23 protein-coding genes are annotated in these 20490 nt (G+C 65.9%); 13 read left to right on the top strand and 10 right to left on the bottom strand.

Features of this window, described 5'->3' with window-relative positions; genetic code table 11:
• Positions 1 to 41: 41 nt before the first annotated feature.
• Together pepN and pgeF are read left to right on the top strand one after the other, a co-directional pair.
• Positions 42 to 2663: an aminopeptidase N gene (gene pepN / locus Q0082_RS18410; RefSeq protein WP_298195070.1), complete on the top strand. Its 2622-nt coding sequence runs from the start codon at positions 42 to 44 to the stop codon at positions 2661 to 2663.
• A complete protein-coding gene (pgeF, locus tag Q0082_RS18405; RefSeq protein ID WP_298195069.1) occupies positions 2660 to 3433 on the top strand; it encodes a peptidoglycan editing factor PgeF in 774 nt (257 codons plus the stop codon). The genes pepN and pgeF overlap by 4 nt, the downstream gene beginning before the upstream one ends.
• On the opposite strand, the gene Q0082_RS18400 is transcribed toward pgeF, so the two are convergent.
• The 3 genes from Q0082_RS18400 to galE all read right to left on the bottom strand — a co-directional run bounded on the left by Q0082_RS18400 (position 3430) and on the right by galE (position 5353).
• Positions 3430 to 4044: an HAD-IA family hydrolase gene (locus Q0082_RS18400; RefSeq protein WP_298195068.1), complete on the bottom strand. Its 615-nt coding sequence runs from the start codon at positions 4042 to 4044 to the stop codon at positions 3430 to 3432. The two genes, pgeF and Q0082_RS18400, sit on opposite strands and share 4 nt — an antisense overlap.
• A gap of 107 nt (positions 4045 to 4151) precedes the next feature.
• On the bottom strand, positions 4152 to 4277 hold the full coding sequence (gene ykgO / locus Q0082_RS18395; protein ID WP_054122357.1) for a type B 50S ribosomal protein L36: 126 nt from the start codon (positions 4275 to 4277) through the stop codon (positions 4152 to 4154).
• A 71-nt stretch (positions 4278 to 4348) separates the two neighbouring features.
• On the bottom strand, positions 4349 to 5353 hold the full coding sequence (gene galE, locus Q0082_RS18390; protein ID WP_298195067.1) for a UDP-glucose 4-epimerase GalE: 1005 nt from the start codon (positions 5351 to 5353) through the stop codon (positions 4349 to 4351).
• 135 nt (positions 5354 to 5488) lie between these two features.
• Here galE and Q0082_RS18385 point away from each other — a divergent pair, with 135 nt between their 5' ends.
• From Q0082_RS18385 to Q0082_RS18365, 5 genes are all read left to right on the top strand, one after another.
• A complete protein-coding gene (locus tag Q0082_RS18385; RefSeq protein ID WP_298195066.1) occupies positions 5489 to 6214 on the top strand; it encodes a DUF4136 domain-containing protein in 726 nt (241 codons plus the stop codon).
• On the top strand, positions 6211 to 6810 hold the full coding sequence (locus tag Q0082_RS18380; protein ID WP_298195065.1) for a DUF4136 domain-containing protein: 600 nt from the start codon (positions 6211 to 6213) through the stop codon (positions 6808 to 6810). The genes Q0082_RS18385 and Q0082_RS18380 overlap by 4 nt, the downstream gene beginning before the upstream one ends.
• A complete protein-coding gene (locus Q0082_RS18375) occupies positions 6807 to 7940 on the top strand; it encodes a M14-type cytosolic carboxypeptidase (protein WP_298195064.1) in 1134 nt (377 codons plus the stop codon). Before Q0082_RS18380 ends, Q0082_RS18375 begins: the two co-directional genes overlap by 4 nt.
• A 51-nt stretch (positions 7941 to 7991) precedes the next feature.
• A complete protein-coding gene (locus tag Q0082_RS18370; RefSeq protein ID WP_298195063.1) occupies positions 7992 to 8117 on the top strand; it encodes a hypothetical protein in 126 nt (41 codons plus the stop codon).
• A 172-nt stretch (positions 8118 to 8289) separates the two neighbouring features.
• Positions 8290 to 10410 (top strand): TonB-dependent siderophore receptor, encoded by a 2121-nt coding sequence (locus tag Q0082_RS18365; RefSeq protein WP_298195062.1) that lies wholly within the window; start codon positions 8290 to 8292, stop codon positions 10408 to 10410.
• A 3-nt stretch (positions 10411 to 10413) separates the two neighbouring features.
• On the opposite strand, the gene Q0082_RS18360 is transcribed toward Q0082_RS18365, so the two are convergent.
• Complete coding sequence (locus Q0082_RS18360; RefSeq protein WP_298195061.1) at positions 10414 to 10923, bottom strand: (2Fe-2S)-binding protein; 510 nt, start codon at positions 10921 to 10923, stop codon at positions 10414 to 10416.
• A gap of 44 nt (positions 10924 to 10967) precedes the next feature.
• On the bottom strand, positions 10968 to 11735 hold the full coding sequence (locus tag Q0082_RS18355; protein ID WP_298195060.1) for a class II aldolase/adducin family protein: 768 nt from the start codon (positions 11733 to 11735) through the stop codon (positions 10968 to 10970).
• On the opposite strand from Q0082_RS18355, the gene Q0082_RS18350 reads away from it, so the two are divergent.
• Both Q0082_RS18350 and Q0082_RS18345 read left to right on the top strand, forming a co-directional pair.
• Complete coding sequence (locus Q0082_RS18350) at positions 11706 to 12404, top strand: SOS response-associated peptidase family protein (protein WP_366522581.1); 699 nt, start codon at positions 11706 to 11708, stop codon at positions 12402 to 12404. The genes Q0082_RS18355 and Q0082_RS18350 overlap by 30 nt on opposite strands.
• A 9-nt stretch (positions 12405 to 12413) precedes the next feature.
• Positions 12414 to 12629 (top strand): hypothetical protein, encoded by a 216-nt coding sequence (locus tag Q0082_RS18345; RefSeq protein ID WP_298195058.1) that lies wholly within the window; start codon positions 12414 to 12416, stop codon positions 12627 to 12629.
• A 4-nt stretch (positions 12630 to 12633) separates the two neighbouring features.
• Here Q0082_RS18345 and Q0082_RS18340 read toward each other — a convergent pair whose 3' ends face one another.
• From Q0082_RS18340 to panC, 3 genes are read right to left on the bottom strand one after another with little or no spacing between them, the layout of a single operon-like run.
• Positions 12634 to 12852 (bottom strand): hypothetical protein, encoded by a 219-nt coding sequence (locus tag Q0082_RS18340; protein ID WP_298195057.1) that lies wholly within the window; start codon positions 12850 to 12852, stop codon positions 12634 to 12636.
• A 26-nt stretch (positions 12853 to 12878) separates the two neighbouring features.
• Complete coding sequence (locus tag Q0082_RS18335) at positions 12879 to 13199, bottom strand: hypothetical protein (protein WP_298195056.1); 321 nt, start codon at positions 13197 to 13199, stop codon at positions 12879 to 12881.
• 10 nt (positions 13200 to 13209) lie between these two features.
• Positions 13210 to 14103, bottom strand: a complete 894-nt coding sequence (gene panC / locus Q0082_RS18330; protein ID WP_298195055.1) for a pantoate--beta-alanine ligase — start codon at positions 14101 to 14103, stop codon at positions 13210 to 13212.
• A gap of 122 nt (positions 14104 to 14225) precedes the next feature.
• Here panC and Q0082_RS18325 point away from each other — a divergent pair, with 122 nt between their 5' ends.
• From Q0082_RS18325 to Q0082_RS18310, 4 genes are all read left to right on the top strand, one after another.
• Positions 14226 to 15038 (top strand): division plane positioning ATPase MipZ, encoded by an 813-nt coding sequence (locus Q0082_RS18325; RefSeq protein WP_298195054.1) that lies wholly within the window; start codon positions 14226 to 14228, stop codon positions 15036 to 15038.
• On the top strand, positions 15035 to 15331 hold the full coding sequence (locus tag Q0082_RS18320; RefSeq protein WP_298195053.1) for a J domain-containing protein: 297 nt from the start codon (positions 15035 to 15037) through the stop codon (positions 15329 to 15331). Before Q0082_RS18325 ends, Q0082_RS18320 begins: the two co-directional genes overlap by 4 nt.
• Before the next feature lie 186 nt (positions 15332 to 15517).
• Positions 15518 to 16903 carry a phosphoglucomutase/phosphomannomutase PgmG gene (pgmG, locus tag Q0082_RS18315; protein WP_298195052.1) on the top strand — a complete coding sequence of 462 codons (1386 nt, stop codon included), beginning with the start codon at positions 15518 to 15520 and terminating at the stop codon, positions 16901 to 16903.
• Positions 16904 to 16913: 10 nt separating this feature from the next.
• Positions 16914 to 19352, top strand: coding sequence for a ligase-associated DNA damage response DEXH box helicase (locus Q0082_RS18310; protein WP_298195051.1), 2439 nt, complete (start codon positions 16914 to 16916; stop codon positions 19350 to 19352).
• A 57-nt stretch (positions 19353 to 19409) separates the two neighbouring features.
• Here Q0082_RS18310 and Q0082_RS18305 read toward each other — a convergent pair whose 3' ends face one another.
• Positions 19410 to 19844: a biopolymer transporter ExbD gene (locus Q0082_RS18305; RefSeq protein WP_298195050.1), complete on the bottom strand. Its 435-nt coding sequence runs from the start codon at positions 19842 to 19844 to the stop codon at positions 19410 to 19412.
• A 226-nt stretch (positions 19845 to 20070) separates the two neighbouring features.
• A partial coding sequence (locus Q0082_RS18300; RefSeq protein WP_298195049.1) for a biopolymer transporter ExbD occupies positions 20071 to 20490 on the bottom strand: 420 nt, incomplete at its 5' end.

The raw sequence follows: 20490 nt of genomic DNA, 5'->3' as shown, positions 1-20490 counted from the left end.
TTGCGCTTCCCCGTGCGCGCAGGCGCCCTACATTGGCGGGCATGAACGACCTTTCCCGAACCCCTGCCATCCCCGCTCCCGTCATCCAGCGCGCTGATTATCGCCCGCCCGAATGGCTGGTGCCGGAAATCGCGCTCGATTTCGCGCTCTCGCTCACCGCCACCAAGGTGCGAGCCGATCTGGTGGTGGAGCGCAATGGCGCGGCGCGCGGACCGCTGCGGCTTGATGGCGATGGCATCGCCGCCAAGAGCATCCTTGTCGACGGCGCTGCGCACAACGATTGGCGCATGGATGGCCCCGCCCTCCTGATTGACCTGCCGGGCGACCGCCACACGGTGACCATCGAGACCGAGATCGATCCCGCCGCCAATACCCAGCTTTCCGGCCTTTATGCCTCGAACGGCATGCTCTGCACCCAGTGCGAGGCCGAAGGCTTCCGCCGGATCACCTTCTTCCCCGACCGGCCCGATGTGCTCAGCCGCTACACCGTGCGGATGACGGGCGACAAGGCGGGCTTCCCGGTGCTGCTTTCCAACGGCAATCCGGTCGCCAGCGGCGAGAACGCCGACGGCACCCATTGGGCCGAATGGCACGATCCCTGGCCCAAGCCATCCTACCTCTTCGCGCTCGTCGCGGGCGATCTCGTCGCCTCGCGCGATCAGTTCACCACACGCTCGGGCCGCAAGGTCGATCTTGCCATCTACGTCCGCGCCGGAGACGAGACGCGCACCGGGCACGCGATGAAGGCGCTGATCGATTCGATGCGCTGGGACGAGGTGGTCTATGGCCGCGAGTACGACCTCGACTTGTTCAACATCGTCGCCGTGGCTGATTTCAACGCTGGCGCGATGGAGAACAAGGGCCTCAACGTCTTCAACACGCGCTACATCCTTGCGGACCCCGAAACCGCCACCGACGGCGATTACGACGCGATCGAAGGCGTCGTTGCGCACGAATACTTCCACAACTGGTCGGGCAACCGCGTCACCTGCCGCGACTGGTTCCAGTTGAGCCTCAAGGAAGGCTTCACCGTGCTGCGCGACCAGCAGTTCAGCGCCGACATGGGCTCGGCCCCGGTTAAGCGGATTGAGGATGTGCGCGTCCTGCGCGCGGCGCAGTTCCCAGAGGATTCGGGCCCCCTCGCGCATCCGATCCGCCCGGATTCCTATCAGGAAATCAGCAACTTCTACACCGCGACGGTCTACAACAAGGGCGCCGAGGTGATCCGCATGATGACGGTGCTGGCCGGCGCGGAGCGCTTCCGCCATGGCACCGATCTCTATTTCGATCGCCACGACGGCGAAGCGGCGACCTGCGAGGACTTCGTCAAGGCAATCGAGGACGGCGCTGGGCTCGACCTCAAGCAGTTCCGCCGCTGGTACGAGCAGGCCGGCACCCCGCGCGTCACCGCGACGCTCACCCATGCTGGGGACACCGCCACGCTCACGCTCAGCCAGACTGTCCCCCCGACCCCCGGCCAGCCGGACAAGCAGCCGATGGTCATCCCGCTGCGCACCGCGCTGTTCAACCGGGCGAGCGGCAAGCACCTTGGCGAGCAGCTCCTCGTGCTGAGCGAGGCCGAACAGACCTTCACCTTCCCCGGATTCGCCGCGCTGCCGGTCCTCTCGATCAACCGCGGGTTTTCCGCCCCGGTTGCCATCGACATGGCAGTGACGAATGCCGATCTCGTCTTCCTCGCCGCGCACGATGATGATCCCTTCGCCCGCTACGAGGCAATGCAGCAGCTGATGGTCCGCCACCTCGTCGCCGCCGTCTCGGGCGAATTGAGCCAGGACGCGCGCAGCGAAGGCCTTGCCGCGATCCGCGATGTCTATGCAGCGGTGCTCGCCGACAACGCGCTCGACGACCTGATGCGCGGCGAACTGCTGATCCTCCCCGGCGAAGGCTATATCGCCGAACAGCTCGCCCAGGCGGACCCTTCGCGCATCCATGCCGAGCGCGAGGCCCTCAAGCGCTGGCTCGGCAGCGAGCTCGCCGCCCAGTGGCATGTGCTCCACGATCGCTGCACCGCCGTGGCCTACAGCCTCGAGGCTGCGGCGCGCGGCGCGCGCAAGCTGAAGACGCAGGCGCTGGTCTATCTCGCTGCGAGCGACCCCGCCGAAGCCGCCCGCCGCGCCAAGGCGCAATACGACGCGGCGGACAACATGACTGACCGGCAGGGCGCATTGATGGTCCTCGCCGGGATCGGCGCGGCAGAGTGCGACGAAGCCCGCCGCGCCGCACTCGCCGATTTCCACGCGCGCTTTGCCGGCAACGCGCTGGTGATCGACAAGTGGTTCTCGATCCAGGCCGGTGCGCTCCATCCCGATACACTCGCGCATGTCACCGCGCTGGCCGAGCATCCGGATTTCACGCTGACCAACCCCAACCGGGTCCGCGCGCTCTACATGGCCTTCGCCGCAAATCCGCAGGCGTTCCATGCGGCGAATGGCGCTGGCTACAAGATGATCGCCGATCTGATTCTCAAGCTCGACCCCATCAACGGCAATGTCGCCGCGCGCTTCGTACCGCCGCTTGGCCGCTGGCGCCGGATCGAACCGGTGCGTGCCGCGCTGATGCGCGCCGAACTCGAACGGATCGCTGCAGAACCCGGCCTCTCGCGCGATGTACGCGAGCAGGTCAGCAAGAGCCTTGAGGGATGATGGCGTCGGTCGAGGCTCTCGAGGCTCTGGCCCACCCGGCACTCACCGGCGCGGCACACGGCTTCCTTGGCCGGCGCGGCGGGGTGAGCACCGGCCTCCACGCCGGGCTCAACGTTAGCTACAGCGAGGACGATCCCGCCCATACCGCCGAGAACCGCCGCCGCGCGGGCGAAGCCGTGCTGCCGGGCGCGCGGCTCCTCACTTGCTACCAGATCCATTCGCCGGATGTGGTCACCGTCACCACACCCTGGGACGATGCGGCCCGCCCCAAGGCCGATGCACTGGTGGCCAGCCAGCCCGGACTGCTGATCGGCGTGCTCACCGCCGATTGCGCGCCGGTCCTGTTCCACGATCCACAGGCTGGCGTGATCGGTGCCGCCCACGCCGGTTGGAAAGGCGCTATCGGCGGCGTGACCGACCGGACGGTCGAGGCCATGGAGGCCCTTGGCGCAGACCGCGCGCGCATCGCCGCCGTGGTCGGCCCCTGCATCGCGCAGAAAAGCTATGAAGTGGACGCCGCCTTCGAGGCGCGCTTCGCCGCCGAGGACGAAGCCAACGCCCGCTTCTTCAAGGCCGGCCGCGCCGGGCACAGCTGGTTCGATCTCGAAGGCTATGTTGCCGCGCGCCTCGCCGCCTTCGGCGTCGGCACCGTCACCATGCTGGGCGAGGACACGTATGCGCAAGCCGACCGGTTCTACTCGTTCCGCCGCTCCACCCATGCGGGCGAGGCAGGCTATGGCCGCCAGATCTCGCTGATCGGGCTTGCCTAGATCAACCCTCGCGCCTTCATATCCGCCTCCAGCGCCTCCGCTCCGCGCGTGAAGTGATGCACGTTCCAGCCTAGCGCGGACGCACTGGCAATGTTCGCCGCATTGTCGTCGATGAACAGCATCCGCTCCGGCGCATGGCCAAAGCGCTGCGCCGCCAGATGGAAGATTGCCGGATCGGGCTTTATCAGCCGCTCGACGCCGCTGACCACGATATCACCCATGTGATCCAGCACGGGGAAGGTCGGGCGGAACATCGCCCAGGTATCCGCGCCGAAATTGGTAATCGAAAACTGCGGCACGCCCTGGGCTGCCAGTGCCTCGACCAGCGCGGGCGTACCGTCGATCGGCCCGGGGATCGTATCCAGCCAGCGCGGCGCATAGGCCTCGATCAGGGCGCGGTGCTCGGGATACTCGGCAACCTTCTCGGCGATGAGGTCCGCCAGCGGCTCGCCCGCATCGTGCCGGAAGTGCCACGGCAGCGTGGCGACATGCGCGAGGAACCAGTCAAGCTCGGCTGGATCGGGGATCAGCTTTTCGTAGAGGTTGCGGATCGACCACTGCACCAGCACGTGGCCGATATCCCAGACGACCGCGTCGATTTCAGCGCTCACGCCAGCGATTCCTTCCGCACAAACAAAAGCGCCCCCGCGTTCGCGGAGGCCCTCTGCCGGTTCAAAACCGTATGATCACCCGGCCCTGCGCGCGGCAGGGACGGCAATCAGCCCTGGCGCGCCTTGAAGCGCTTCTGGGTCTTGTTGATGACGTAGGTGCGGCCGCGGCGACGGATCACGCGGTTGTCCCGGTGACGATCCTTGAGCGACTTCAGGCTGTTGCGAATCTTCATGGCGAATCCTTTTGCCCGAGCCGACCGGGCCGAAATTGGAACGCGGCGGTTATGCGCGAGGAAGCGGAAAGTCAACCGTCCCCACGGATCTCGGTCAATTTGCGCTCCCACGCCAGCGCATGCTGCACGATCACGTCAAGATCGGCATAGCGCGGCTCCCACGGCAAGGTCGCCTTGATGCGCCGGTTGTCCGAAATCAGCGAATCGGGATCGCCGGCGCGGCGGCCTTCCAGCTTGCGCTCGATCTTGTTGTTGGTCACCCGGTCCACCGCATCGAGCACCTCGAGCACCGAGAAGCCCCGGCCATAGCCGCAGTTCATCGTCACCGAACGCTCCGGCTGGTCGATCAGCGCCTCCAGCGCCAGCACATGCGCGGCGGCAAGGTCTGAAACGTGGATATAGTCGCGCACCCCCGTCCCGTCGGGTGTCTCGTAATCGGTGCCGAACACGCCGACATGGCTGCGCTTGCCGAGCGCGGCTTCTACCGCGACCTTGATCAGATGCGTCGCCCCCGCCGTCGATTGCCCGGTCCGAGCTTCGGGATCCGCGCCGGCCACATTGAAGTAACGCAGCGCGCAATAGTTGATGGGATGCGCCCGCGCCGTGTCTGCCAGCATAGTTTCGGTCATCAGCTTGGACATGCCGTAGGGATTGATCGGCACCTTGGGGCTGTCCTCCGTCACGGGCGAGACTTCAGGGATGCCATAGGTCGCCGCCGTCGAGGAAAAGATGAAGTGCGAGACCCCGGCCTCTACTGCCGCCGCAATCAACGCGCGGCTCTTTGCGGTGTTGTTGTGGTAGTACTTCAGCGGATTCTCGACCGATTCCGGCACGATGATCGATCCGGCAAAATGCATGACAGCGCCGATCTTCTGCTCGGCGAAGATCCGCGCCAGCAGCGCGCCATCCTCGATATCGCCTTCATAGAGCGGCACGCCATCGGGGATCGCGAAGCGGAAACCCGTCGTCAGGTTGTCGATCACCGCGACCGACCAGCCCGCATCCTTCAGCGCCAGCACCGCATGGCTGCCGATATAGCCGGCGCCGCCGGTAACGAGAACGGGGACCTTGCCCATGCGAATCACTCTCCTTGGGTAATGCTGCACTGCACTAGCAGTCTCGTCTTGCCTTGGAATCGACAAACGAACCGTTCATGAGCAAGACAGCCCATCGGACGTAGTTTCTTGCTCGTCCGTCCCGAAAGGCCCTGCATGAAGCTTTCTACGCCCCTGTTCGCCGCGCTCCTCGTCTGCAGCGCGGCCCCTGTGCTCGCGCAGGGCATGCCGGGCGAAGGCCGCTGGGGCGGCGGCTGGCGGAATGACGATCCGATGGATCCGGATCCGCGCTACCCCACCGCGCGCCAGAGCGTCCAACCCTCGAAGAAGATCGACGTCACCGCCTATCGCACGGCCGATGCCGAAGCACTCCTCGGCAAGGGACGCATCGTCGTCAGCCGCATGGATGGCGATGCGGGCGACAACGAGGACGGCAAACTCCCGGTCTATGAAGCGGCGGTTATCGACGAGCTCGCCCGGCGCGGCTATGATACCGCCGTAGGCAGCATTGGGGCAATGGAACCCGGGCAAATCGCCGAGATCGGCGTTAGCCACAGCGTGGCTGTGCCGGAGGAAGCCCCGCGAAAGAAGGTGAGCGGCGCGATGAGCACCACCGTCAGCAATCGTGGCAGCGGCTTCGGCCTTGCGCTCGCGGTCGATCTCACCAAGCCGGCCAAGGCGATCGTCGCGACCCGGCTCGATTTGCGTATCCGCGACAAGACCACCGGCCGCGTGCTCTGGGAAGGCCATGCCGAGGGCGAAGCGCGCGAGGAAGACGGCGGCATCAACAACAGCCAGATGGCCGCCCGCCTCGCCACCGCTCTCCTCAAGAAATTCCCCGATGGCCAGGTCGTCCAGCCGCTCGCGGCGGTGACGCCGTGAAGGCCCGTCTGCTCCTCGCCGCGCTGGCGCTCGTCGCGAGCCCTGTGGTGACTGGCGCGGCGCTCGCTGCGCCGGTCGAGGTCACCCGCTTCCATACGCCTGAAAGCATCACGACCCTCGGCCGCGGCGCCGTGTCGGTGGTCGCGGCGCCGGGCGCCGATGGCGCCAGCCTCGAACTGCGCGTCTGGCTCCAGGCCGTCGAGGCGGAACTCGGCGCGCTGAAGTTCGGCACGGCCACTCCCGGTGCAGCCGACGCCGTGGCCGAAGTGCGCGTCGAACGTGAAGTGCAGCGCACCGAGCGCCAGCGCGGCCCTGTCTCGGTCGGCGTCGGCGGCTCCACCGGGGGATGGAACAGCGGCGTCGGCCTCGGCCTCGGCTTCAATCTCGGCGGTGGACCGAAGGCGCGGGTCTACACCAGGCTTGTCGTTATCATCCGTAGCCGCGCCACCGGCCTCTCGCTGTGGGAAGGTCGCGCGGAGAATATCGAGCGTGACAAGTCGAAGGCAGCGTCTGTCGATCAGGCTGCGCCGCGTCTCGCCCATGCGCTGTTCTCGGGCTTCCCCGGGACGTCGGGGGCGACTATCACGGTGAAATGACCTCACACCCGATCAGCGTCGACGCAGGCTTCGACAGCGGCAATATCGAAGTCCTTGGCATCGATGGCACTACCGCCCGGCTCGCCATCCGGCGCGACAACCAGTCCGAATTCTTCCAATGGTTCCACTTCCGGGTCAGCGGCTGCGCGGGCCGCGCGCTGGAGCTGAAGATTACCGGGCTCGCCTCGGCAGCCTATCCCGATGGTTGGATCGGCTACCGCGCCTGCGTCTCGGAAGACCGTGACACCTGGTACCGCGCCGAGACCCGCTACGAGGCGGCGGTCGATGGCGGCACCATGACCATCTGCTACACGCCCGAGGCGGCGACCTGCTGGTTCGCCTACTTCGCGCCCTATTCGATGGAGCGGCACCACGATCTCGTCGCCGAGATGGCCGCTTGCGAAGGCGTCTCGCACCGTGTGCTCGGAACCAGCCTCGATGGCCAGCCGATCGATTGCCTCTCGATGGGCGAGGGCGAGAAGCAGGTCTGGCTGATTGCGCGCCAGCATCCGGGCGAATCGATGGCGGAGTGGTGGATCGAAGGCGCGCTCGACATGCTGACTGATCCCGCCGATCCCCATGCGCGCAAGCTTCGCCAGCTCTGCCGCTTCCACGTGGTGCCCAATTGCAATCCGGATGGATCGCGCCGCGGGCACCTGCGCACCAATGCCGCAGGCGTGAACCTCAATCGCGAATGGCACGAACCGAGCGCCGATCGCTCGCCCGAAGTCCTCGCGATCCGGAATGCGATGGACGAGACCGGCGTCCACTTCGCGATGGACGTCCACGGTGACGAGGCGATCCCTGCCGTGTTCTTCGCCGGCTTCGAAGGCATCCCCGGCTGGACCGAAGCGCAAGGCGAGGCCTATCGCCGCTATCGCGCGATCCTCGAACGCCGCACACCCGATTTCCAGACCCGGCGCGGCTATCCCGTGGCGCGGCCCGGCAAGGCCAATCTTGCGATGGCCACCAACCAGATCGCCGAGCGCTTCGGCGCTGTCTCGATGACGCTCGAATTGCCCTTCAAGGACAACGACGACTTGCCCGATCCGGCTCAGGGCTGGAGCCCTGAACGGAGCAAGCTCCTTGCGCGCGAGTGCCTTGCCTCGCTGCTCGAATGGCTCGGCTGACCGCGCGCCCCGTTTAACGGTTTGTTAGGCACTTGGGCGCATGATGGATATATGGCCCGCGCTATCGCCCTTGCTGCTGCTCCTGCCGCCTCTCTCGCGGAAGTGTTGCGCTCGGCCATCGTGCTCGGCTCGGCGTTCGCCCTGATCCTCGCCGGCCGCGCCTTCCCGCTGTTCTGACGCACAGTCAGACCCCATCCATTCCAGTTTCCTGAAGTGCGGCCCTCGCGGCTGCGCTTTCGCGTTTGTCTGCCGCGCATAAATCGCGAAGGATTCGCAATATCAGTCTTGCCAGTGCGAATGACTCGCAATAAAGCACTTCTTGAGAATGTCTCTCAAGAAGGAACTGCCCGTGAAAACCCTCGCCGCTCTGCTGCTCGCCTCCAGCGCCCTCCTGCCGTTCACCGCGCAGGCCGCAGAGGTGCCGATGGCAGCGGATGCGGGGGGCGATGCCGGTGCCGATGCAGGTGAAGGTGTGGACCGCCGAACCATCGTGGTCACCGGCCAGCTCGAAAGCTACCGCGCCGATACGGCCGCCGGCGTCAAGGCGCCCACGCCGCTGATCGACGTGCCCCAATCGGTCACCGTGCTGACCCGCGAACAGATCGACGATCAGGGCGTTACCCAGCTGACCGATGCGCTGCGCTACGTGCCCGGCGTCGTCCTCGCGCAGGGCGAGGGCAACCGCGACCAGATCGTGCTGCGCGGCCAGAACACCACCGCAGACTTCTTCCTCAATGGCCTGCGCGATGACACGCAGTACTACCGCTCGCTCTACAATATCGATCATGTCGAGGTGCTGCGCGGTGCCAACGCGCTGCTGTTCGGGCGCGGCGGCGGTGGCGGTGTGATCAATCGCGTGCGCAAGACCGCCTCGCTGGCGGGGCAAAGCGTCGGCGCCAGCGCCGCCGTCGGCACATTCGGCGATTTCGCGCTTGCCGCCGATCTCAACAGCCCGCTCTCGCAGACAGTCGGCGCCCGCCTCAACGGCACGTACGAAGAATTCGACAACCACCGGCAGGACTTCCACGGCCGCTTCATCGGCGTGAACCCCACGCTGGCCTTCGCACCGAGCAGCGACACGCGGATCGACCTGTCCTACAACTACGACGATGATCGCCGCACCGCCGATCGCGGCGTCCCCTCGCTCGCCGGAAAGCCGCTCGAAGGCTACCGCGACACCTTCTTCGGCCGCAAGGACACCAACATCGCGGCAGTCAAGGCACACATCGCCGAGGCCCGCCTCACGCAGCAGTTGGCGGACAGCCTGACACTGACCGTCGCCGGCCAGTACAGCCACACCGACAAGTACTATGGCAACATCTTCCCCGCCCACGCGGTCGACGCTGCCACGCGCACGGTCGAGCTCAGCGCCTACAACAACGCCTCGGTGCGCGAGAGCTGGATCGGTCAGGCCAACCTCACCTGGCAAGGCAGGACCGGCCCCATCGGCCACACCGTGATCGCCGGGATTGAAGGCAGTGACCAGGCCACCGACGCGCGCCGCTCCGAAGGCGTGTTCACCGGCGGAAAGTCCACCGCTGTCGTCGCGCTCGCAGACCAGCTCGCCATTCCCGCGATCACCTTCGGCGCCCCCAGCCGCTCGACCCACAGCAAGGTCCAGACCTTCTCGGCCTATGTGCAGGATCAGATCGAGCTCGCGCCGTTCCTCCAGATCGTCGGCGGCGTGCGCTACGACAGCTTCAAGATCCGTGCAGACAACCTGCTGAACAGCACCAGCGCCGGGCGCACCGACCACAAGTGGTCCCCCCGCGCCGGTGTGATCGTGAAGCCGCGCAAGAACGTGTCGCTCTATGGCAGCTATACCAAGAGCTTCCTCCCCCAGTCTGGCGACCAGTTCAGCGCGCTCGATGCCACGCAGGCCACCCTCGCGCCCGAGGAATTCCGCAATCTCGAAGTGGGCGCCAAGTGGGACGTGACGCCGGCACTGGCGCTCACTGCCGCCGCCTACCGGCTCGACCGCGAGAACTCGCGCTTCAACGATCCCGTCACCGGCCTGCCCCAGCTTTCCGGCAAGACCCGCACCCGCGGCATCGAGCTTTCGGCCACCGGCAAGATCCTCCCCCAGTGGCAGGTCAGCCTTGGCTATGCGCTGCAGGACGGCAAGGTCCGCTCCTCGACCACCGCCGCGCCTGCCGGTCGGTCGCTGGCGCTCCTGCCCGAAAGCCAGATCTCGCTGTGGACCCGCTATGACGTGACCGACAAGCTCGGCCTGGGCCTCGGCGTGACGCACCAGTCATCCGCCTACACCACCGTCAGCAATACCGTGACCCTGCCGGCCTGGACCCGCGTCGATACCGCGGTGTTCTACAACCTGACCAAGGCGGTCTCGGTGCAGCTCAACGTCAACAACCTGCTGAACGAGCAGTATTTCCCGACTGCCCACACCGACAACAACATCTCTACCGCGCAGCCCCGCAGCGCGCGGCTGACAGTGCGGATGGGCTTCTGAGCCCTACAGCCCCGGCGTCGTCGCGGTGGCCGGCACCGGCAGCGGCACGCCGGGCTCCAGCCCCCGCGCGATCCGACCGGCGCGCTGGATCGTGCGGACAAGGCGCGGATAGACCCCGCAGCGGCAGATATTGGTGATCGCCGTCTTGATGTCCGCCTCGGTCGGATCGGTGTTGTGCGAAAGCAGTGCAGCCGCCGCCATCACGAGCCCGGGCGTGCAGAACCCGCACTGCATCGCCTGTTCGGCGACAAAGGCCTGCTGCACCGGGTGATTGCGATCGGCGGACAGGCCTTCGATCGTAATGACAGTGCGCCCTTCCGCCTCACCCAGCGACAGGGTGCAACTCGGCATCGCCTGCCCGTCGATGATCACCATGCAGGCCCCGCACTCGCCGGTCCCGCAGCCATACTTGGTGCCGGTCAGATTGGCGGCATCGCGCAGCGCCCAGAGCAGCGGCGTATCGCTCTCCAGCTTGATCTCGATCGGCTGGTAGTTGACGGTGAGGATGGCCATGGCGGCGAGGAACTAGCGCGCCGCCCGGCTGGTCGGCAAGCCGCTCAATCCCGCCAGGAGCGGTCGATCTGGTCGATCCGCCGGGTCCAGGCGTTGAAATCGCCCACGCCGGGGCCGCCGCCGGGGGGATTGGCCATGTTGAGATCCCGCTGGTGGACATTGATCACGTCCTGCGAAATCATCACAGGTGGCCGGCCCATCGAGAGCGTCGCCATCTGGATCTCGCACGCACGCTGCAGCGCCCACATCTGCACGAACATCGCCTGCAGGTTCTTGGCCATGACCACCGGGCCGTGGTTGCGCAGCATGAGTATGTTCTTGTCGGCAAGGTTCGCCAGCAGCCGCTCGCCCTCCTCGGCGCGGACCGTGATGCCTTCGAAATCATGGTAGGCAAGCCGCCCCATGAAGTTGCAGGCGTAGAAGTTGATCGGCATCAGCCCTTCCTCGAGGCTGCACACCGCCATCGATGCCGTGGTGTGCACATGGCAGATGGCGTGGGCCCAATCGAGGTGGCGGTGAAAGTAGCCGTGCTGGGTGAAGCCGGCGAGGTTCACCGGGTGCGGATTGTCATCGAGCTTGTTGCCGTCGATGTCGATCTTGACGAGGTTGCTCGCGCAGACTTCCGAGTAGAGCAGCCCGAACGGATTGATGAGGAAGGCGCCCTCCTCGTCCGGCACGCGCAGCGAGATGTGGTTGTAAACCGATTCGGACCAGCCCATCAGATCAAAGATGCGGTAGCAGGCCGCCAGTTCCAGCCGCGCCTGCCATTCGGCATCGCTGCAATGGATGTTGGGGCGGATCTGGGTGGCCATCGCGTTCTCTCCCGCTATCATGCTCTCGCTATGTGCAATCTCTATCGCATGACCAGCAACGCGCAAGCCATTGCGGGGCTGTTCCGGACCGATGTCGCAGGGCGCAACCTCCCCTCGCTCACCGAGATCTACCCCGACAGCGAGGCGCCTGTGGTCGTCTCGGAAGGTGCGTGCCGCGCGCTTGCGATGATGCGCTGGGGCTGGCCCCCGTTCGGCGAAGGCAGGCGCCCGATCACCAACGTGCGCAACCTCGCCTCGCCGATGTGGCGCAGCGCGCTTTCTGATCCGGCCCGGCGCTGCCTCGTGCCCGTGACGGCCTTCTCCGAATGGTCCGCCGCGCCTGACCCGAAAACGGGCCGCAAGCGCAAGCACTGGTTTGATTTGCGCGCCGATTCGCCAGAGGGCGATCCGCTGTTCGCCTTCGCTGGCCTGTGGCGCCACACCGAGGAAGGCCCCCGCTTCGCGTTCCTGACATGCGCGCCGAACGAGACGGTCGGCCGCATCCACCCCAAGGCCATGCCGGTGCTCCTCCGCCCCGGCGAGGCCTTCGACCGCTGGCTGAGCGCCGACGGGGCCGGCGCCGCAGCCATGCAGGTGCCGCTGGATGATGCGCTGATGCGGGAGGTTCCAGGCGATGAACCACCCCCGGCGCAGGCCAGCCTGTTCTGAGCCCCCGCCATGAGCGATGAACCGACAGCCGCACTGGGCCGCACCGAGCGCCGCTTCCTGCGCCGGATCTTCAACGGCCGCACCGTGCCCATTCTGGCCGATGGCCAGCATTTCCTGACCTACAAGGAAGCGAGCCGGTACTTGCTGTCGCTGCCGCCCGAGGCGCGGGACGCGACCTATGCGCAGATGAAGAGCGCGGCCCTGCCCGGTTCAGCCGGTTCGTGACCGATCAGGCAGAGCCGGGCATCTGGTCTGCGGCTTGCGCAGCCTCGGCGCTGAGCGCGCGCAAGGCCCGCGCCGTATCGGCCAGAAGGCCATCGCTGATCGGCTTCTCGCCGTTGATGAAGCGCCGGATGGCGCGCTCGTCGATGCCGAGCCGGCGCGAGAAAGCCGTGGTGCCGCCAAATAGTTGCACGCAATAGGCGAAGTGATCCTGTCGTTCCTGCATGGCGGCCCTCTTACGCCGGCAAACGCCTAGTTTCCATCCGCATCGACTGTGAAGACCACCGGCCTTCCCCGCGATTCCGGCTCCCACCCGGCTTCGAGCGCAGCCCGGATTCCGCGCGCGACGATCGCGTCGCTGATCTGCAGCCGCCCGCGCGGCAGGCCCTTCATCAGGCGCTTCGGCGGTGGGAACTCGAGCAGCGCCTCGCGCTGCGTATCCTTGCGCAGCAGGCTGATGGACATGCCTTTCCAGCCGTGATTCTCGCTCCAGCGCGCCTCGCCGCGCAGCTCCCATTCGTAAGAGAGCCCGTCGACATCGATCACGCCGGATTGTTTGGGGGTAGTGGTCATGCAGACATGCCTAGCAGGTCTGGCCGCCGCCCACCGCCACATTATCAATCAGCCGCGCCTTGCCGAGGTGCGCCGCAACCAGCAGGCGGGCCGGGCCGGGCCCCGGCACCGTCAGCGCCTCCAGCGTTTCCGCATCACGCAGGTCGGCATAGTCGACACGGTGAAAGCCTGCCGCCAGAACGGTATCGCGCAACACGGCGAGCACATCCGCCACCGGCTCACCCGCCGCGATCTGCGCGGCGGCCGCGCGCATCGCCCGGTTCATCGCCGGCGCAGCAGTGCGCTCTTCGGCTGTCAGGTACTTGTTGCGGCTGCTCATCGCGAGGCCGTCCGCCTCGCGCACCGTCGGCACACCGACAATGCGATCCGCATGCGGGTGTGTGAGATCAAGATCGCGCGCCATGCGGCGGATGATCGCAAGCTGCTGCCAGTCCTTCTCGCCAAACAGCGCCACATCGGGCTGGACCTGGTTGAACAGCTTGGTCACGACCGTCGCCACGCCATCAAAGTGCCCCGGTCGCGCCGCGCCGCACAGCACGGCGTCGAGCCCGCCAACCTGCACTGTCGTTGCATAGCCCCGCGGGTAGATCGCCTCGACTGTCGGCGCCCATAGCACATCGACGCCTTCGGCTTCGAGCAGCGCTGCATCCGCTTCGAGCTGGCGCGGATAGGTCGCGAGGTCCTCGCCCGGCCCGAACTGGCGCGGATTGACGAAGATCGAAACGACGACATGGGCGGCACGCCGCTTCGCCTCGCGCACCAGCGTCAGGTGACCTTCGTGCAGTGCGCCCATGGTCGGCACCAGTGCCAATGGAGGTCGATCGCCGGGGTGATTGGAATTGTCCCCCGATTTCAGCGTGGCAAGCGCGGTGCGCAGCGGTTCCAGGGCAGTCAGGATTTGCACGCGCCACGGCTCTCCAGTAATCCCCGATGTGGGGCCAACAGTCCCCCGGAAGGGAAAGGCCCTCTAGCCCTGCGCCCTGCCCGGCGGCAAGGGGGCCCGCCACTCACAGAAAGGATGATCGCTTGCCCGCCGCCCCCTATCGAATCGTCTTCGCCAACGAAAAGGGCGGCACCGGCAAATCGACCACGGCGGTCCACGTTGCCATCGCGCTGGCCTATCAGGGCGCGCGCGTGGCCGCGATCGATCTGGACTCCCGCCAGCGTACGATGCACCGCTATCTTGAGAATCGCGCCGAAACCATGCGCCGCCGCGCCATCACGCTGCCAAGCGCGACCTTTTCGGTCTACGAGGGCACAAGCGCCGAGGAGCTGGACGCACTTGCCGATCAGCTCGGTGCCGAGCACGATTTTCTGGTGTTCGACACGCCCGGCCGCGATGATCCGCTCGCCCGCCATGTCGCGACGCAGGCCGATACGCTGGTCACTCCGCTCAACGACAGCTTCGTCGATTTCGACCTGATCGGGCAGGTCGATGCCGAAACCTTCAAGGTGCGCCGCCTCTCGTTCTATGCCGAACTGATCTGGGAAGCCCGCAAGAAGCGCGCGATGGCCACGATCAAGGAGCAGCGCAAAGAGATGGACTGGGTCGTGGTGCGCAACCGCACGGGCTATACCGAGGCGCGTAACCAGAAGCGCATCGATCAGGCGTTGACCGAGCTTTCCAAGCGTGTCGGCTTCCGCATCGCCAGCGGCTTGTCCGAACGCGTGATCTATCGCGAACTGTTTCCGAGTGGGCTGACATTGCTCGACAAGGGCCATCTCGGCGAGCTTGGCACCAGCCACCTCGTCGCCCGGCAGGAGCTGCGCACGCTGGTCGCCGGCCTTGCGCTCAAGGTGCCCGAACGCGGCCAGCTGGCGATGGCAGAAGTGCTGTGAAGTTCCTGTTCCTTGCAGCGCTCGCGTGCCTCGCGGTCAAGATGCTGTCAGGCCGGTGGCCGTGGGAACTTTTCGGCCCGAATGCGAAGGCAGCGGCAGAGAAGCGGGCGCGCAACTTGCTCGGCCTGCGCGCCGATGCCGGCTATGATGAGATCATCGATGCGCATCGCCGCCTGCTGACGAAGGTCCACCCCGATCGCGGCGGCTCGGCCGATGCGGTGCACGAAGCCAATGCCGCGCGGGACTTGTTGCTCGCGCGCATAGCCCCAAGCGGGCCCGATGCGCGGGGGTAAGGCTGCGCCTGGTGTATCTCCCAGAGAAGCCAGGAATAGCCAGACCGCGCAGCTGCAGCGCAGGCGAGACCGCCGCGTGACGAGTCCAGGCTCCGAAACTGCGTGGGGCCTTGCCGACCGGCGCACCGTCTCTGCGCCCTTCCTTCCCTGCGCGCCTCTGCGAGATTGCCTGCAAGGCCATCAGGCATGAGCCACCGGTTCCACCCCAGCGTCCTGCGGGAATACGATATCCGCGGCGTGGTCGGGAAGACGCTTGGCGCCGAAGATGCCTATGCCCTCGGCCGCAGCTTTGCCACGCGCGTCCTGCATGCTGGGCGGCGCAGCGTGGCGGTCGGTCGTGATGGGCGCCTCAGCTCACCGATGTTGGAGGATGCACTGGTAGCCGGGCTCTGCGCCAGTGGCGCCGATGTCCTCCGGATTGGCCTCGGTCCTACGCCGATGCTCTACTACGCCTGCGCCTCACTGCCACAAGTGCAGGATGGCATTCAGATAACTGGCAGCCACAATCCCCCCGATCAGAATGGCTTCAAGATGGTATTTCACGGGGGTCCGTTCTTCGGTCCAGATGTACTCGATCTCGGCCGCCTCGCTGCCCAAGGCGATTGGGCGCTGGGCGAGGGGACGGCCAAGTCCGTCAACATCATGGATGCCTACGTTGAGCGGCTGCTCGCCGGGCTGCAGGGTATCGCGCCAGACGCGATTGGAAAATTGGCCATCGCCTGGGATGCCGGCAATGGCGCCGCTGGCCCCGTGATCGAACAGCTGTGCGCGCGCTTCCCCGGCCGCCATGTCCTGCTGCACACGCATGTCGATGGCACATTTCCTGGTCATCACCCTGATCCTTCGGTTGATGTCAACCTTGCCGACTTGCGGGAGGCCGTCGCGCGGGAAAGGCTCGACTTCGGACTGGCCTTTGACGGGGACGGTGATCGGCTGGGCGTCGTGGATGCCCGCGGCCGCGCCTTGGCGGGCGACGCACTGATCATGCTGTTTGCCGAGGATGTGCTAAAAATGCAGGCGGGCGCGACAGTTATCGCAGATATCAAGGCCAGCAGCGCCCTGTTCGAGCGCGTCCGCATGCTGGGCGGAGTACCACTGCTGTGGAAATCCGGGCACAGCCATATCAAGTCCAAAATGAAGGAGACTGGTGCGCTGCTAGGCGGCGAGGTGACTGGCCATGTGTTCCATGCGGATGAATACTACGGGTTCGACGATGCGCTTTATGCTGCCGTGCGACTGATTGCGGCCACAATCCGCCTCGGCGAGACAGTGACTGCGCTGCACGATGCCATGCCCGTGATGGTCAATACGCCCGAGTTGCGGTTTCCGGTGGACGAGGCTCGCAAGTTCGCGGTGATCGAGGAAGTGCGCGCCCGTCTCGCCGATCAGGGCGCGGACGTGCTCGCGATCGACGGTGTGCGTGTGACCACGCCCGAGGGCTGGTGGCTGCTGCGCGCGTCCAACACCGAAGCGATGCTGACGGCGCGCGCAGAGAGCGCCAGCGAGCAGGGCCTCGAACTCCTGCTCGCTGCCCTCGACGCGCAATTGGCGGCCTCTGGCATAAGGCGCTAGTGTCGGGCGGGTGAGCGTCAGCACCATCCCTCCCGAAATCATCGACTGGTTCGCAGGCCGTGGCTGGCGGGTGCGGCGGCACCAGGCCGAAATGCTGGAGGCTGATGACGCGGGGCGCCACGCGCTGCTGGTTGCCGATACTGGCGCGGGCAAGACGCTGGCAGGCTTCCTGCCCACGCTGGCCGCCTTTACCCCCTCGCGGCTAGGCACCGCGCTGCCGCCCGAGGGGCTGCACACGCTCTACGTTTCCCCGCTCAAGGCACTGGCGCACGATGTGCAGCGCAACCTGCTCACGCCGATCACCGAGATGGGCTTGTCCGTAACGGTCGAAACCCGCAGCGGCGATACGCCCTCGGACCGCAAGGCGCGTCAGCGCGCGCGTCCGCCGCATGTGCTGCTGACCACGCCGGAATCGCTCTCGCTTCTGCTCAGTTATCCTGAAAGCACGCAGCTCTTCAGTACACTGCAGAGAGTGGTGATCGACGAGGTTCACGCTTTCGCCACGTCCAAGCGCGGCGATCTACTTGCGCTCGCGCTGACCCGATTGCAGGCGCTGGCCCCCGGTCTGCGCCGCGCCGCGCTATCCGCCACGCTGGCCGATCCGGAAAGCTTCCGCGCCTGGCTCGCGCCTTGGGGTGATCTGGACAGCACCGCGCTGGTCGAAGGCGAGGCCGGAGCCCCCGCTGAGGTCGAGATTCTGCTGCCGGATGACGGCCAGCGCGTGCCGTGGGGCGGGCATGCCGCTGCCTGGGCGCTGCCGCAGCTCTATGAGGCGATCCGGCGCAACCGCACGACTCTCGTCTTCACGAACACGCGCTTCCTCGCCGAATACATCTTCCAGCTGCTCTGGGATGCCAACGAGGACAAGCTGCCTATCGGCATCCACCATGGCTCGCTGTCCAAGGAAGCCCGCCGCAAGGTGGAAGGCGCGATGGCGCGCGGCGAGCTGCGCGCGCTTGTCTGCACTGCCAGCCTCGATCTCGGCGTCGACTGGGGCGATATCGACATGGTTGTGCAAATGGGTGCGCCCAAGGGCTCGTCGCGCCTGCTTCAGCGCATCGGGCGCGCCAACCACCGGCTTGATCAGCCGAGCCGCGCCATGCTGGTGCCGGGCAACCGGTTCGAGTTCCTTGAGGCGATGGCGGCGCGCGATGCCGTTAATGAGGGCCAACGCGATGGCGAGGATTTTCGCCCTGGCGGGCTCGATGTGCTGGCGCAGCATGTGATGGCAATCGCCTGCGCAGGGCCTTTCGGCGAGGCAGAGCTACTCGCCGAGGTCCGCTCTTCGCTGGCTTATGCGTGGATTGACGAAAGGGGGTGGCAGCGCGTCCTGAACTTTGTCGCGACGGGCGGTTATTCGCTGCGCGCCTATGACCGATTCCAGCGCATCGTTCGGCTCAAGGACGGTACCTGGCGGTTGACCCATCCGCAGCAGGCGGCACGGCATCGGCTCAATGCGGGGATCATCGTCGATTCCGAAATGCTGGAAGTGCGCTTCCGCAACGGCCGCTCGCTGGGCAAGGTTGAGGAGAGTTTCGGCGCCGGCCTCAAGCCGGGCGACACCTTCCGCTTCGCGGGGTTGGATCTTGAGGTTGAAGGCGTGCGCGATCTCGAACTCATCGTGCGCGGGGCCAAATCGGCCGGGCAAATTCCGAGCTACAACGGCGCAAGGATGCCGCTCACCACGCATCTTTCCACGCGCGTACAGGCCATGCTGGCGGACCGGGCCGGTTGGGGTCGCTTTCCGGATGATGTGCGCGAGTGGCTGGAAGTGCAGGACTGGCGGAGCCGCCTGCCGGCACCGGGCGAACTGCTTGTCGAAAGCTTCCCCCATGGCGGGCGAGCGTACACGGTCTACTACACATTCGAGGGGTGGAACGCGAACCAGTCGCTCGGCATGCTCATCACGCGGCGAATGGAAGAAGCCGGGTTCGGCCCGTTGGGCTTCGTCGCCAACGACTATGCGCTCGGCGTCTGGGGTCTGTGGCCGGTGAGGGATCCCGCGCCGCTGCTTTCGCCCGACATCCTGACGCACGAGTTCGTGGAGTGGGTGCAGAATTCTTATCTTCTCCGCCGCGCCTTCCGCGAGGTGGCGGTGATTTCGGGCCTTGTCGAACGCCAGCAGCCGGGCGCGCGCAAGAGCGGGCGGCAAGTGACGTTCTCGACCGACCTCATCTACGAAGTGCTGCGCAAGCATGAACCCGATCATTTGCTGATCGAGGCCGCCTGGGCCGACGCCCGCGCCCGCATGACCGACGTCGGCCGGTTGGGCGCTTTGCTTGACCGCGCCGCGGCTGAGCTGGTTCATGTCGAACTTGACCGCGTGACGCCGCTGGCCGTGCCGCTGATGGTGATGATCGGGCGGGAGTCTGTACCGGCTGGCGCCGCGGATGACGAGTTGCTGCTGGAGGCGGAGACCCTCGCGTCTGCGGCGATGCGGCCGGAGTGAAACGAAGGGGACAGATCACGCTGTCCCCTTCCCAATTCTCACGATCGGCTTGCCGCGTCAGCTCTTGCTGAACCCGGCAAACCTCTCATTGCCGACAAAGCCAAACTTCGGGACCTTTGACACGGTGATGATCCGCATCAATCTGTTGGCGGTGACGTAGGAGGCCAGTTCCTCTGGCTGGAACTGCAGTTCCGGCGGCTCCTTGAAGGCCTTGGTCGCTTCCAGCAGAGTAACCAGGTCCCCTTCGCTGATCGGCGAGCCGTTCCAGAGAATGGTGTTCTGTGCGGTGAGGACCAGTTTGTTCTTGACTGGATTCATCGGGACCGGTGGCGGCGTGCCACCGCGCTGCGGCAGATCAAAATTCACTGCGTTCGTCGCCACGGGAATGGTGATGATGAACATGATGAGGAGAACAAGCATGACATCGATCAACGAGGTCGTGTTGATTTCCATCATGGGAGAGGCATCGGCTTTGCTCCCACTGATCGCCATCGGAGGTGCTCCTGTTCAACCCCGGGTGCCCGGACGAAAAGCGATCAGCCTCATGGGTCATCCGGGGTGGAGATGAGGCCAACCTTGGAATTGGCACCAATCTGCACCTTCTGGATCGATCCAGCAATGCCGTTTCACTCCGCAGTGGCGGCGAGGCGGACAGGGCAACGAAAAAGGGGCGGATCGCTCCGCCCCTTGATCATGTCTGGCCGAAAAGCCTGCGTCGTTACTTGCTGAACGTCGCGAAGTTCTCGTTGCCCACGAAGCCGAACTTGCTGACCTTGAGCTCAGTGATGATCTTGAGCATGCGGTTCGCGATTTCATACGAGGCATATTCCTCGGGCTGGAACTGGAGTTCCGGCTCGGGGTTCATCGCCTTGGTCGCCTGAAGCAGCGAGACAAGGTTGCCTTCGGTGATCGGCGAACCGTTCCACAGGATCACGTTCTGCGTGGTCAGGACCAGCTTGTTCTTCACCGGGTCGATCTTCGGCTTGTCCGTGGGCGGCGTCGCCTGCGGCAAGTCGATATTGACCGAGTGGGTGGCCACGGGGATGGTGATGATGAACATGATGAGGAGCACGAGCATGACGTCGATCAGCGGCGTCGTGTTCATCTCCATCATCGGCGAGCCATCGTCTTTGCCGCC

The organism is Novosphingobium sp. (assembly GCF_027489515.1).
Lineage (GTDB): Bacteria > Pseudomonadota > Alphaproteobacteria > Sphingomonadales > Sphingomonadaceae > Novosphingobium.
The sequence above is the reverse complement of the archived record's forward strand: the minus strand, read 5'-3'. Positions and strand labels throughout refer to the sequence as shown.